This window comes from Salinispirillum sp. LH 10-3-1 (genome assembly GCF_030643825.1).
In the GTDB taxonomy this organism is placed as follows: domain Bacteria; phylum Pseudomonadota; class Gammaproteobacteria; order Pseudomonadales; family Natronospirillaceae; genus Salinispirillum.
In genome coordinates, this window is the sequence record NZ_CP101717.1 from 1,989,045 (window position 1) to 2,002,220 (window position 13,176).

Annotated in this window: 9 protein-coding genes; 5 read left to right on the plus strand and 4 right to left on the minus strand. The window is 55.0% G+C overall.

The features are described 5' to 3' along the window. Nucleotides 1–9: 9 nt before the first annotated feature. Complete coding sequence (locus NFC81_RS08880; protein WP_304994127.1) at nucleotides 10–1,977, minus strand: alpha-amylase family glycosyl hydrolase; 1,968 nt, start codon at nucleotides 1,975–1,977, stop codon at nucleotides 10–12. A gap of 183 nt (nucleotides 1,978–2,160) precedes the next feature. Here NFC81_RS08880 and imuA point away from each other — a divergent pair, with 183 nt between their 5' ends. Genes imuA through NFC81_RS08895 form a run of 3 tightly spaced genes read left to right on the plus strand, consistent with a single transcriptional unit; the run spans nucleotide 2,161 to nucleotide 7,481 of the window. Continuing rightward, a complete protein-coding gene (gene imuA, locus NFC81_RS08885) occupies nucleotides 2,161–2,889 on the plus strand; it encodes a translesion DNA synthesis-associated protein ImuA (RefSeq protein ID WP_304994128.1) in 729 nt (242 codons plus the stop codon). 12 nt (nucleotides 2,890–2,901) lie between these two features. Continuing rightward, nucleotides 2,902–4,341: a DNA polymerase Y family protein gene (locus NFC81_RS08890; protein WP_304994129.1), complete on the plus strand. Its 1,440-nt coding sequence runs from the start codon at nucleotides 2,902–2,904 to the stop codon at nucleotides 4,339–4,341. Nucleotides 4,342–4,349: 8 nt separating this feature from the next. Further along, nucleotides 4,350–7,481 (plus strand): error-prone DNA polymerase, encoded by a 3,132-nt coding sequence (locus NFC81_RS08895; RefSeq protein WP_304994130.1) that lies wholly within the window; start codon nucleotides 4,350–4,352, stop codon nucleotides 7,479–7,481. A gap of 60 nt (nucleotides 7,482–7,541) precedes the next feature. Here NFC81_RS08895 and NFC81_RS08900 read toward each other — a convergent pair whose 3' ends face one another. Continuing rightward, a complete protein-coding gene (locus NFC81_RS08900; protein WP_304994131.1) occupies nucleotides 7,542–8,063 on the minus strand; it encodes a DUF3833 domain-containing protein in 522 nt (173 codons plus the stop codon). Nucleotides 8,064–8,225: 162 nt separating this feature from the next. Here NFC81_RS08900 and NFC81_RS08905 point away from each other — a divergent pair, with 162 nt between their 5' ends. Both NFC81_RS08905 and NFC81_RS08910 read left to right on the plus strand, forming a co-directional pair. Next, nucleotides 8,226–9,068 (plus strand): putative RNA methyltransferase, encoded by an 843-nt coding sequence (locus tag NFC81_RS08905; protein WP_304994132.1) that lies wholly within the window; start codon nucleotides 8,226–8,228, stop codon nucleotides 9,066–9,068. Between the two features lie 97 nt (nucleotides 9,069–9,165). Continuing rightward, the gene (locus tag NFC81_RS08910) at nucleotides 9,166–9,624 is read left to right on the plus strand and encodes a GNAT family N-acetyltransferase (protein ID WP_304994133.1); all 459 of its coding nucleotides are present in this window, start codon (nucleotides 9,166–9,168) and stop codon (nucleotides 9,622–9,624) included. On the opposite strand, the gene NFC81_RS08915 is transcribed toward NFC81_RS08910, so the two are convergent. Together NFC81_RS08915 and NFC81_RS08920 are read right to left on the minus strand one after the other, a co-directional pair. Then, the gene (locus tag NFC81_RS08915) at nucleotides 9,613–11,388 is read right to left on the minus strand and encodes an ABC transporter transmembrane domain-containing protein (RefSeq protein ID WP_304994134.1); all 1,776 of its coding nucleotides are present in this window, start codon (nucleotides 11,386–11,388) and stop codon (nucleotides 9,613–9,615) included. The genes NFC81_RS08910 and NFC81_RS08915 overlap by 12 nt on opposite strands. Beyond that, nucleotides 11,388–13,133, minus strand: coding sequence for an ABC transporter transmembrane domain-containing protein (locus NFC81_RS08920; protein WP_304994135.1), 1,746 nt, complete (start codon nucleotides 13,131–13,133; stop codon nucleotides 11,388–11,390). The genes NFC81_RS08915 and NFC81_RS08920 overlap by 1 nt, the downstream gene beginning before the upstream one ends. Between the last annotated feature and the right edge of the window lie 43 nt (nucleotides 13,134–13,176).

Sequence of the window (13,176 nt, forward strand, 5' to 3'; positions counted from 1 at the left end):
GCCGAATGATCATTCGGCCAGAGGGCTGGCCTCCTGCGACTGCAACCAAAGCACCTCATACGCCTGCAAGGTGATCGCCTGCTCAGAAAACTCCACGGCGGTGCTGGTGAGCACGTCGTGCAGGTCTGCACTGTGCATCACACCTTGTATGAATTCTTGTGAAACGACTTGCGGGGTTTCAGCAAAGTTAGCCAACACCAACAAGCGCTGATCACCCTGTATCCGCACAAAACTGAATACATGTACATTGTCGGCATCCAGTATCTCGGTATTGGCTCGGCCTAATATCGGCAAACTGCGACGCCGCTGAATCAAGTGCTGTAGGCCGTAAAACACCTTATACGCCACAGTGCTGGGGATATTGCGCTGCGCCAGTAACTCATCATTCACCGCCACGCGATTTACCCAGCGGCTGTCATAACGCTTGCTTGGGTCATTTTCATAGCTGTAGTCATTCAACAAACCCAACTCATCGCCCATGTACAGCACAGGCACACCACCAATGCTGAAAATAATGGCATGCATCAACAGGATACGGCGTATCGCCATATCAACCACGGCTGAATTTTCTTCTTCTAACCCTTTTTCAATACCTACCAGTGAAGCCAACATACCGGCTACACGACAATCGCCATTGAGTGGATTTTCTTGAAAAGGTACGCCACGCGCGAAACTGCCTTCAAACTGGCCGGTGTAATACCGGTTAAGAAACTGCCGATGGTGATCCGGATTGATGCCGAGTTGCCAGGCGATGTTGTCGTCAAACGTCCAGCCGATGTCGTCGTGGCCGCGAATATAGTTCACCCACGCACAGTCTCCGTCGATGGGAAAGCGGGCCTGCAATGAGCGTGTCATCAAGCGGGTTTTACGCGTGGCCAGGCTGTTCCAGAGTAACGCCATTAGCAAAGGATTGTACGACAGCTGGCATTCGTCGCGGCCAATGTACTTCACCACCTCGTCGGGGTGGACAATGGCTTCCGATTTGAACAACAAGCCGGGCGCAGCAATGGCTGCCATGGCATTGAAGGCCTGAATAACGGTGTGAGCCTTAGGCAGGTTTTCGCACGAGGTGCCCTTCTCTTTCCACACAAACGCCAAGGCATCAAAGCGCAGTACGTCGGCACCCGCATTAGCCAAATACAGCAGTTCACCGGCCATGGCGTTAAACACCGCCGGGTTGCGGTAATTCAGATCCCACTGGAAGCTATTGAACGTTGTCCACACCCAGCGTTGCATGTCCTCACGCCAGGTAAAGCAGCCTTTGCGGATTTCAGGGAAGATTTCGCGCAGCGTGCGCTCGTACTCATCCACCTCGGTGCGGTCTTCGAAGCAGAAATAATAATCCATGTACTCTGGGTTACCCTGCTTGGCTTGCTCCGCCCACGCGTGCTCGTCCGAGGTGTGATTGAACACAAAGTCGAGCACCAGAGAGATGCCTTCTTTGCGTAAGGCCGTCGCCAGCTTTTTAAGGTCCGCCATGGTGCCCAATGCAGGGTCTACTTGGCGGTAGTCTGACACCGCATAGCCGCCGTCACTGTCTTCCGCGGGCGCTTTGAACAAGGGCATCAAATGCAGGTAGGTCAGGCCCAGCTCTTTGAAATACGGAATCTTGGCCTGTAAGGCTTTGAGGTCTCCGGCGAACAAATCTACGTAGCAAGCGGCCCCCAGCATTTGCTCGTCACGGAACCAATCGGGATTAGCGACGCGCTGCTTATCCTGTTTCTTCAGCGTGGCCGAACGTGCCTGCCACGCTTGGAAAGCAGTGCGCAGAATCTGTTCCAAGTGGTAGAAGAAATCATACTGGGTGCCGTACAGACTGCGCAGCAATTCAAACAGACGCGGAAAGTGCAGTGATAGGTTGGCTTCAAAGGCTCGCCATTCTGCGTCCGACTTCGCTAAAGGCTGAATGCGCGGCAGTAATCGAGCCAGTGTTTTTTGGACATCGTCAGTGAAGACAGGTGACGCAGATTTACTCATTGCGAATAGATTCCATAAGACCATAAGCGTGATTAATTCATAGTAGCAACCCCCCAATGCAAAGAAAACAAAGGCACCACTGAATAATTATTCTACTTCGGCTTGACCTAAACCAAAGTACTGTATATAAATACACATACTGTATATCCAACCAGTATGGTGAAGATGATGACTTACTCGCACATGCACACTGCCGACCTGAACACCCCAGCCCTAACAACGGCCGAACCGTCACTGGACCAAGTGATTGCGCAAGGACAAGTTTGGCAGGGTAAACACTGGCACGCCGCGCAGCCCGTCACCATACCCACCGGTCATACCGCGCTGGACAACCTGTTCGCTGGCAAAGGCTGGCCGCAAGGAGCGCTGACCGAAGTACTGTACCAACAGGCCGGCATCGGCGAAATGCGATTATTGATTCCAGCACTGGCGGAACTGAGTCAGCAATCACGTTGGATCATGATGATTGCCCCACCTTTCTTACCCAATGCGGCTGCCTTGGAAGCCGCTGGCGTAGACACCAGTAAACTATTGATCATCCGCCCTGAGTCCGTACGCGACCTGCTCTGGACGCTGGAAGAAAGCCTACGCACAGGCAGTTGCAGTGCGGTCATGGCCTGGCCAAATACTTTAAGCAGCACAGAAACACGCCGCCTTCAACTGGCTGCGGAAACCGGCAAAACACTGGGTTTCTTGTTTCGCCCTATCGCTACCGCACAGGAAACCTCTCCTGCGGCGGTACGTGTGGAATTGCAGCCCAGCACGCAGGGCACAGAGGTAAAGGTACTGAAGCGTCGTGCTGGTTGGCCGAGTGAGCCATTGCAGCTGGACCTAGGTTTTAATGACTTGGCCAAGCCTGCCATTAAACCAGCCCCCGCTAAAGCCGCTGTTGTACGTGGCCCTTGGCATTGAGTGGTCACAGCAATGCGCTGGCTGTATTTGCATTTTCCCTACTTGGCGTTAGAGCAGCAGACTCGGTACTGGCCAACCCCTAAACCACCCGGTGTGGTGCTGGACAGTACCGGCAAGCAGGTCATCCTCGCCGACCCGCCAGCGCAAGCAGCGGGTATTCACACTGGCATGTCGCTGGCAACCGCCACCGCGCTCGCCCCCGACCTACTGTGCTTAGATGCACCTGAAAGCCAGTGCCAAACTGCATTAACGCACATTGCCGCCCTGCTCTACCGTCAGGTGGCACAGATTGCCCTGCACCCACTGCAAGGGCTACTGCTGGAAATCAACACCATGCGTCGGCTGCATCCCAATCTGGATACATTGCAGGATGCCCTGACTGAACAAATAGGCGCCCTGGGGTTTACCGTGCAAGCCAGCCGAGGCAACAACCCATTGGCAGCCCGACTGTTGGCCACCAATGGTGGTTCCGCTGCCAATCTCAGTGCAGAGCAAGCCGAATCTAAGTTGTTGGCGCTGTCCATCCAACAATGCCAGCTGCCCTCTGAAGCGGCGACTGCACTAGACAGAATGGGCATTCGTACCCTTGGCGAATTCTTGGCCTTACCGGATGCTTCGATCGGTCGGCGCTTTGGCAAAGCCTTGTTGCATTGGCGCGCCCAATTAAACGGTACCCTGGCTGATCCGCAAACCTGGTACGTGCCACCGCAGCGTTTCTATCGGCACATTGATTTGAATGAAGACATTCGTTACACCCAAGGGCTCCTGTTCCCGCTGCAAATGGTTTTTAAAGAGTTGGAAGGTTATTTGATTGATGCGCAACAGTGTACGGACGAGATTCAGTTGCGCCTCAATTATCGTGAGCATCCTGCTACCCTGATTTCACTCGGCAGCGCCGTCGCCGCCCATAAAGCAGAAGACTGGCTTAAGATTGCACGCCTGAAACTGGAGCGCCTGACGCTGTACGCCGATGTGATACATTTTGACGTTAAGGTGCGCCGCTTGCTGCCCTTAGCGCCGGAATCGCTGTCGGTGCTACACACTACTGATGAACGCGCGACCAGACCAACGGCCCTAAAGCGGTTCACCAGTCACCTGCAAGCGCGCCTTGGTAAGGCCAGCGTAAGGCAGTTACGCATGCATGCGGATCACCGACCACACCTCAGTGTCCGCGAACAGGCTTTCAGTGCGGCCGAGCCACAGTCGGTGCCACACACGCACCCTGATACCGGCTGGCCGCAACACCGCCCGTACTGGCTGCTCTATCAGCCGCAGCCGGTAGCACGCAAGCGGCTCAATTTGTTAGGCGGCCCTGAACGCATCGAAACGGGTTGGTGGGACGCCCATGCTGTTTGTCGTGATTACTATCGTGCCCAACTGCCCGATCGCAGCCTCTGCTGGGTTTATCGCCAGCCTGATCAGCAGTGGTTTATTGCCGGGTATTTTGGCTAATCCCTGTTATGCCTACCCAGACCGATCTCCTACCCTTTGCCGAGCTGCATTGCTTAAGCAATTTCAGCTTCCTGCGCGGTGCATCGCACCCCGAAGAGCTGGTCGCACAAGCCAGCGCCTTGGGTTACAACGCCATTGCCATCACCGACGAGTGCAGCGTGGCGGGCGTGGTGCGCGCGTGGCAGTATCGACGTGAACATGAACTGTCGATTAAGCTGATTGTCGGCAGCGAGTTCCGGTTGGATGAACTGTATTTCGTGCTGCTGGCACCGACTCGGCAGGCGTGGTCACAGTTGTGCCGACTGATCACCCAGGCGCGTCGCCGAGCACGCAAAGGCGAGTATGAGCTGTTATCCAGCGACCTCAACCCACAGGCTCTCAGTGAGTGCTTGTTGCTGTGGTACCCCGTTGGTGATGCACACATTGATGCCGCCGGATATGAACGGTTACAACAGGCTTGCCCAGAACGCCTCTGGGTAGCCAATAGCCGTCATCTGGCACCCAATGAAGAAGACCTCTATCGCTACCGACAGAGCATGGCGCAACAGCTGAAGTTGCCCGAGGTCTGCACTAACCAAGTACATATGCATGTACCGGAACGTCAGCGCTTGCAAGACACCCTCACCGCCATTCGGCATGGCTGCACCCTCCAAACGGCAGGTTATCGCTTGTTTATAAACGCTGAGCGGCATTTACGCAGTCGCCAGAGCCTGCACCAGCTCTATGACGCCGCTGCCATTGCACAAACCCAAGCAATCGCCAACCGCTGTGTTTTTGAATTGAGCGAGTTACGCTACGAATACCCTGCCGAAATAGTGCCCAAGGGCCTCACGCCTGCACGTTACTTACAACAGTTAACACGTGAAGGGGAGCGCCGGCGTTACCCAGAAGGTACCCCACTAAAAGTACAGCGTGACATCGCTAAAGAACTCAACCTCATCATCGAATTGCGCTACGAACACTTCTTTCTGACCATTGAGGACATCGTGCGCTTTGCCCGTAGCCAAGGCATTCTATGTCAAGGGCGCGGCTCGGCGGCGAACTCCGCCGTCTGCTTCTGTTTAGGTATCACCGAAGTCGATCCGGCACAGGTGACCCTGCTGTTCGAACGTTTTATTTCCCGTGAACGCAATGAGCCTCCAGACATTGATGTTGACTTCGAGCACGAACGCCGCGAAGAGGTGATTCAATACATTTATCAGAAATACGGGCGCCATCGCGCCGCTCTGGCCGCCACTGTGATCAGCTATCGCAGTAAGAGTGCCATTCGTGATGTGGGAAAGGCCTTAGGCTTTGATGTGCCGGAAATGGACCGTTTGATTCGCCAGCTCGACCGCCGTGACAAAGACAATCCGTGGATCGAACAGCTACGGCAACTGCCTGAGCCTATAGGTAAAAGCAGTGCCTTATTGACCCAACGCTTCATTGAGCTGGTTGCGGAAATACAGCGCTTTCCGCGTCACCTATCTCAGCATGTTGGCGGCTTTGTGATTGCCGCTGATCACCTGAATAATTGGGTACCTACAGAGAATGCCGCCATGGCCGAGCGCACGGTGATTCAATGGGACAAAGATGACCTGGAATCACTGGGGCTATTGAAGGTGGATGTACTCGCGCTGGGTATGCTATCGGCGATCCGCAAAAGCTTTCGCATGATTCAGGATTTCTACGGCCGAGAATACAGCTTGGCGACGGTGCCAAAGAATGACCCGGACACCTACCGTATGTTGCAGAAAGGCGACAGTGTTGGGGTATTTCAAGTGGAGTCGCGCGCGCAGATCAATATGCTGCCGCGCTTGAAGCCGAAGAACTACTACGACCTGGTGATTCAGGTATCCATTGTGCGCCCAGGCCCCATTCAGGGTGACATGGTGCATCCGTATTTGCGCCGCCGCGACGGGCTGGAAGCGGTCGATTATCCATCACCGGCGATCAAAAAGGTGCTGGAACGTACGCTTGGGGTACCGATTTTCCAAGAACAAGTCATCGCATTGGCAATGGCCGCCGCAGGTTTCAGTGCCGGAGAGGCTGACCAACTGCGACGCGCCATGGCCAGCTGGAAAAAACACGGCCACATGGAGAAGCTGCAAGCGCGCTTGGTGGACGGCATGCGAGAGCGTGGTCACGATGAAGAATTCATTCAGCGTATCTGTCGGCAAATCCAAGGCTTTGGTGAATACGGCTTTCCCGAATCGCACGCCGCCAGCTTCGCCTTACTGGTGTATGTATCATCCTGGCTGAAATGCCATGAGCCAGCGATCTTTTGCTGTGCCTTGCTGAACAGCCAGCCGATGGGGTTTTACTCGCCCTCGCAATTAATTCAAGACGCCCAGCGGCATGATGTTGAGATACTGCCGGTGGATGTCAATAACAGCATCTGGGATCACCAAATTGTACCCGCCTCGAACAGCGCACCCACAAAGCCGGAGCCTGCCATTCGCCTTGGCTTACGCCTGATCAAGGGGCTCAGTAGTGAGGCCGCACAGCAGATCCTTGCGCAACGCCCTGCCGCGGGTTATGGCTCCCTGACGGAACTTCAAAACACGGTTACCCTGTCGCAACGGGACTGGCAGGCATTGGCATCGGCGGGCGCTTTTCGAAGCCTGTCAGGCCATCGTTATCAGGCTCGTTGGGATACTTTGGGCCGTGTCCCTGCCACCCCATTGTTCACCGCCGACTTATTCGCTGAACAGCCCGTCACCTTGGCCGCGCCCAGCGAAGGCGACAATATACTGGAGGACTACAGCAGCCTCGGCCTGACGCTCGAACGCCACCCATTGGCACTGTTGCGCGAGCAAGGCCAGCTACACCCTAAAGCCCTGACGGCGGAGCAATTGCACGAGATGAGCCCGCACAAGCAAGCTGTGGTGGTCTGTGGTTTGGTGACTGGTCGACAACGCCCTGGCACCTCTTCGGGCGTTACCTTTGTGACCTTAGAAGATGAGACCGGCAATACCAACGTGGTGGTATGGCTGAATACCGCCCGTCGCCAACGCAAGGCGCTGCTGACCGCACACCTACTGCAAGTGAATGGGGTGCTGGAAAAAGAAGGTGATGTGGTGCATGTGGTGGCGAATCATTTGATTGATCAAAGTGAGCTGCTGGCAGCGTTACGCATTCGGTCGCGTGACTTTCATTAAGCGCAGCACAAAAGACATACAAAAAGGCGGCCACTGCCGCCCTTAGAATTACAGACCCGACTAGATCCGCCGGATGGTCAAAATAATCTTGCCGACGCGGAAACCAAACTTGCGCATAATGGTCTCATTGATCAATGTGTCGTCGCTGACCTGATACAACCAGTCGTCCATATTCAATACGATATTGCGTCCGTTCTGTAACGGCACGTCTAAACGGTATTTCATTTGAATGGCGTTACCATCGTGCACCAAACGCGACTCACCCACTACATCACCAGCCGTACCTGACCAAGAATTGGGGCCAGTGCGCGTGAACTCCCAGTAACGCTCCGACTCTTCACCATCGGAAAACAGAAATACTTCGTCCAGCACGCCACGTTCTTCATCCCAATAAGCGTCGATGGTGGCCACGAAATGCCGCGTCACCGCACCCGAACGATTCTGAATCACCCCTTCGGCAATGAAATCGCCATTAAAGAACTCAATAGGATCAAAGCGCGGCTCGACCTCGGCGTAGTCTTTCACCGAGACACCCGCACAGCCCACCAATGTCAACATGGCCGCAATCAACAAAACACGCATATCAGCACTCCAGAAAAGTAATCGGCTATTAACCATACTTCGGAGAGTACGCAACCAACCCTTGGGGCGGTTCAGTGCCATCACACCGAACGTGTGCATGGCGCGCGATCGCCATGAGCGTTAAGATGCCCACACTTTTGCGTTTACGGGAAATCCGCCTCGATGTCATTGCCTGAATACCTGTGCCCGATCTGCCAATCGCCATTAAGCCCCTCAACCGAGGCTGCTAACAGCGCATGGCGCTGCGAAAACAACCACAGCTTCGATGCCGCCAAACAAGGTTATTTAAACCTGCTGCTGCCGCAGCAACGCAAGAGCCGGGCACCGGGTGATACCGCTGAGATGGTGCAGGCACGCACGCATTTCTTGAATGCTGGTCACTATCAACCGCTCGCAGATGGGCTGCTGGAAACCGCGCAGCCGAGTTCGGGGAAAGACAGCGTGCTCTTGGATTTAGGATGTGGCGAAGGCTATTACACCGAACAACTGCATGCATTGCCTTGGGCTCATACCTACGGCTTGGATATTTCCAAGCCAGCGGTCATTGCCGCTACACGACGTACCAAGAACATTCATTGGTCGGTAGCCAGCATGCGAGCCATTCCACTGGCCAGTGACAGTGTGGACTTGGTGACCTGTGTCTTCGCCTACTATCAGGCGGAAGAGGTGCTGCGCGTGCTGAAACCAGAGGGCCAGATACTGCTGGCCGTAGCAGGGCCTGACCATTTATTGGAATTGCGCCAGGCAATTTACCCTGAACTGAAACCGCAAGATGCCGACAAGGCACGTAACGTGGCTGCCGAACATTTCGACATTACAGATGATCGTAAGGTGCAATTCAACGTGGAGAATCTACAGGGCGATGCGCTGTGGCAGTTGTTGTTGATGACACCGCATTACTGGCGCGCCCCGCCGCCGGTGCAGGAGCAGATTCGGACCCGTGTTTTTCCGTCTATGACGGTCGATGTGCGCATCATTAAAGGCCGTAAAAGGTCAGCTACTTAAAGCCATCTTACTCCGCTATGCTAAGCCGCAAAACCGATACAACCAGACGGCGGGTGCAAGCACCCGCCCTACGCAATGACTGAGCCGGAGATGGTTTATGCCTGACATGCTGGTAGCACTGAACACCTTGCCGAGCACACCGACCTTGGCACCGGAATACAGCGTTGAGCTGGCCAAGCCATGGGATCGAGAAACCATTCTTAATTGGGTAACGGCGAATTTTTCTGCCGGTTGGGCCAGCGAAGTCGCTTGCGGTATGGCAGGCCACCCGTGCAAGGTTTTGGTCGCGCGACGTGGCCATGAAATGCTCGGGTTTGCCTGTTACGACGTGACCTTTCCCGGCTTCTTCGGCCCTACGGGGATCAGCGAAGCGGCGCGCGGGTCGGGCTTAGGGAAAGCCCTATTGATCGAAGCCATGCATCGTCTGCATCATCAAGGCTACGTGTATGCTTTTATTGGCGATGCCGGTCCGGTCGATTTTTACGCCAAGGTATTGGGTGCCATGCCCGTACCCGAAGGCCTGCAAGGCGGGTATACCCCGCCCCTAATCGATTAACGGATTGGCTTGTTGCTGCAACTGATACATATGCTTATACAACCCCTCTTCCTTCATCAACGCGCGGTGCGTACCGCGCTGTTGAATCTCACCCTGATGCAACACCAGCAGCAAGTCTGCGTCCTTCACCGTACTCAAACGGTGCGCTATCGCCAGAATAGTGATTTTTCCGCGCAACAACATTAACGAGCGCTGCACCAGTGCTTCGGTTTCACTGTCGATATTGGCGGTGGCTTCATCCAAGATCAGTATGCTGGGTTTACGCGCCAGCGTTCGCGCCAAACTCAATAGCTGCCGTTGCCCATTACTGAGATTACCACCCCGCTCGGCCAGCTCGGTTTGATAACCTTGCGGCAATGCCATGATGGCATCGTGTAACTGCGCTTGCCGCGCTGCGGCCTCTACGTCGGCATCACTGAGGTCTAAATCAAGGCGGATGTTGTCGGCAATGGTCCCCATAAAGATAAAGGGATCTTGCTGCACTAACCCTAAGCGCCGTGTACGCACCGACGATGCAACCTGATTGAGCGGCACGCCGCCCAACAATATCTGGCCTTCCGGTACGGCATAGAAATTCATCAGCAGCGACATCAGCGTACTTTTGCCAGAACCGGTATGACCAACGATGCCGACAAACTGCCCAGGCTCTACCGTCAGTTCAATATCACGCAGTACGGTCTTTTCGCCGTCATAGCTGAACGCCGGTATCTGAAACGCCAAGCGATCCGACGCTGGTTCTTGCGGATCGGTCGGTTCGTACTCGCTGGTTTCATCCAACAATTTAAACACTCGACTGGCGGACACCAAGGCCTGCTGAAACATGTTCAAGCGCGACGTCATGTCGACCACCGGCTCCGTCATGCTGCCCAAGTAATTCAAGAACGCGTAGATCACCCCAATCTGCACGGCGCCTTCAAGGGTCAGCGCGTCTATACCAAAACTGAACAGCAGGATGGCGAGAATCGCCATGTAGAACAGATCCACCAAGGCCCGCAACATAAAGCCGTCGATCATGACGTTGCGCAAACGCATGCGATAATGGTGTGTGCTGGTATCGCTGAAGGTTTTGGCGAAACGGCCCTGCTGATTCATGATCTGAATGACCGACATGCCTTGAATGCCCTCATTCAAGCGCGCATTGATGTCGCTCAGCAAGGAGCGCACACGCTGAAATACTGGCGTCGACAGTTTCTGGTAGGTCACCATTAGGATCGCCACCATGGGTACCAGCAAAGCTGCGATCAACATCAGTTTGATGTCCAGAAAGGCCATGGCGATGAGAATACCCAATATCCGAATGGCATTTTGGATGAACACCGAAATGACGTTCACATAGAGGTCTTTGATGGCCTCGGTGTCATTGGTGATGCGGCTGACCAAGCTGCCTGTGGGCGTGTGGTCAAAAAAGGACAGCGGCAGACGCATGACCTTGGCAAACACTTCCTCACGAATGGTCTGCACCACGTCGAGTGCGATCTTGTTAAACCGCACCGCTTGTTGGAAAAATGCAATGGCCGAGATGATCTGCGCCACGATGTAGACCACGGCGAGCGCAATCAAAGGATTCAGAGCCAGCTCGCGCGGGGTCAGGTAGTCATCAATGAATACCTTGATCAAGTACGGGCCCAAGACACTCCCGGCGATGGCCAGGCTCAACAGTAATAGTGCTTGAATCAGCAGCGCCCGATAGCGCAGGCCATAGCGTAAAAGGCGTGTGAAAGCACCTCGCACAGAAGGGATGTTGTTAATTTGTGGCTGTTCCATTACCTACCTTCTTCCACGGCTAACTCCAACTGCTGATAATCATACATCCGCCGATACCAATTACCCTGCCGTAACAACTCGTGGTGTGTGCCGCGCTCCGTGATCTCGCCATGATTAAGCACCACAATGTGGTGCGCCTGCTCTATGGCTGTCAGGCGGTGACAGGCTATCAGGGTGGTTTTGCCCGCTCTTGCCTCGCGCAGATGCGTGAGGATGTTCTGTTCTGTGTGCACGTCGACGGCTGACAGGGCGTCATCCAAAACGAGGATGGGTGCGTCTACCAAGAGTGCTCGCGCTATGGCAACACGCTGTTTCTGCCCGCCGGAGAGGGTCACACCACGCTCCCCTACCAGCGTCTGATAGCCCGCTGGAAAAGAGAGAATATCGTCGTGCACATGCGCAATGCGCGCGACCTCTTCGATGTCCTCCGGTGTGGCATCCGGTCGTCCCAAGGCAATGTTGTCAGCGATGGAGGCGGTGAACAGAAACGGCGTCTGGGGCACCACAGCAATGTGCGCCCGCAAGTTGTGCAGGCTAAGAGCGCGCACATCGACACCGCCCAGCGCCACCTTGGCGGAAGCACTCTCTTCCAGCCGCAGCAGCAATTTAAGCAGGGTCGTTTTGCCCGAGCCTGTGTGTCCGACGATTCCCAACATACTGCCCGCCGCTACAGACAGCTCGATATGGCGTAAATAGGCTGTGTCGTCACCGGGATACCGAAACTCGTCAATGTTAAACGCCAATGAAGGCTCTAGTGATTGCGTTTGGGTGCCTTCGTCTAGAATGTCCGGCTCAGTGTGCAGCAGTTCGTAGATGCGCTCATACGCCGCGTGACCACGCTCAACCAGATTCAGCATCCAGCCCACGGCAAACATCGGCCAGATCATAAAGCCCAGGTACAGGGTAAAGCTGGTGAGCTGGCCCAAGGTGAGTTGATCGTGCACGATCATCCAGCCACCACCGGCGACACTGAGAAAAAACGACATGCCAACCGCCATGGAAATGGCGGGGTCGTATTTGGAGTCGGTGCGGGCGACACGCGCATTGGCGGCGTTGGCTTCTCGAGCGATTTGGTTGAATTGTTCGTCTTCGATGGTTTCACGGCCATAGGCGCGAATCAGCCGAATACCGGATACACTCTCTTGCACTCGGTCATTGAGATCACTGAAGCGTGCTTGCGCGGTACGGAAAGACGCGTGCAGCTCGCGCCCAAATTGCCACATAAAATAGCCGACGATGGGCCACGGCAATAAGGCGACCAGCGTCAGTTGCCAACTGATCTGCGTGGTCAGTATCATCAAGACCACGATTCCTGTTAATGCTCCGTCAAACATCGCCAGCACCGCCTCACCGGCGGTCATTTCGACCGCCTGCACGTCATTGGTGGCGCGTGCCATCAAATCGCCCGTGCGGTGCTTCTGATAGAAACCACCGTTCTGACGCGTCAGGTGTCGATAGATGTCTTGGCGCAGGCGATTGGCCAGTTGATAACTGGCTCCGAACAGCGCAACCCGCCACACCACCCGCAGCAAATAGCTCACCACGGCGACGCCTACAACAATACCGATGTAGAGATACAGTGCGCGGTGCGTCAGCGTTTGCTCGGCGATGCTGTCGACCAGCACGCCGGTAATCCAAGGCGGTACCATGACAGCCGCGGCCACGCCAATCAACGCCAGTATGGCGATGGCATAACGACGCCACTCAAGACGAAAAAACCAACGGAGATTCCAAAAAACAGACACGAACGAGTAATCCTTTAACCAGTATACGGCGGGCGAAGCATAC

What these genes read in the sequence shown, in the direction of transcription:
- NFC81_RS08880 (WP_304994127.1), bottom strand. Translation starts at nt 1,977, where the DNA reads ATGAGTAAATCTGCGTCACCTGTCTTCACTGACGATGTCCAAAAAACA.
- NFC81_RS08900 (WP_304994131.1), bottom strand. Translation starts at nt 8,063, where the DNA reads ATGCGTGTTTTGTTGATTGCGGCCATGTTGACATTGGTGGGCTGTGCG.
- imuA (WP_304994128.1), top strand. Translation starts at nt 2,161, where the DNA reads ATGCACACTGCCGACCTGAACACCCCAGCCCTAACAACGGCCGAACCG.
- NFC81_RS08895 (WP_304994130.1), top strand. Translation starts at nt 4,350, where the DNA reads ATGCCTACCCAGACCGATCTCCTACCCTTTGCCGAGCTGCATTGCTTA.
- NFC81_RS08905 (WP_304994132.1), top strand. Translation starts at nt 8,226, where the DNA reads ATGTCATTGCCTGAATACCTGTGCCCGATCTGCCAATCGCCATTAAGC.
- NFC81_RS08910 (WP_304994133.1), top strand. Translation starts at nt 9,166, where the DNA reads ATGCCTGACATGCTGGTAGCACTGAACACCTTGCCGAGCACACCGACC.
- NFC81_RS08890 (WP_304994129.1), top strand. Translation starts at nt 2,902, where the DNA reads ATGCGCTGGCTGTATTTGCATTTTCCCTACTTGGCGTTAGAGCAGCAG.
- NFC81_RS08915 (WP_304994134.1), bottom strand. Translation starts at nt 11,388, where the DNA reads ATGGAACAGCCACAAATTAACAACATCCCTTCTGTGCGAGGTGCTTTC.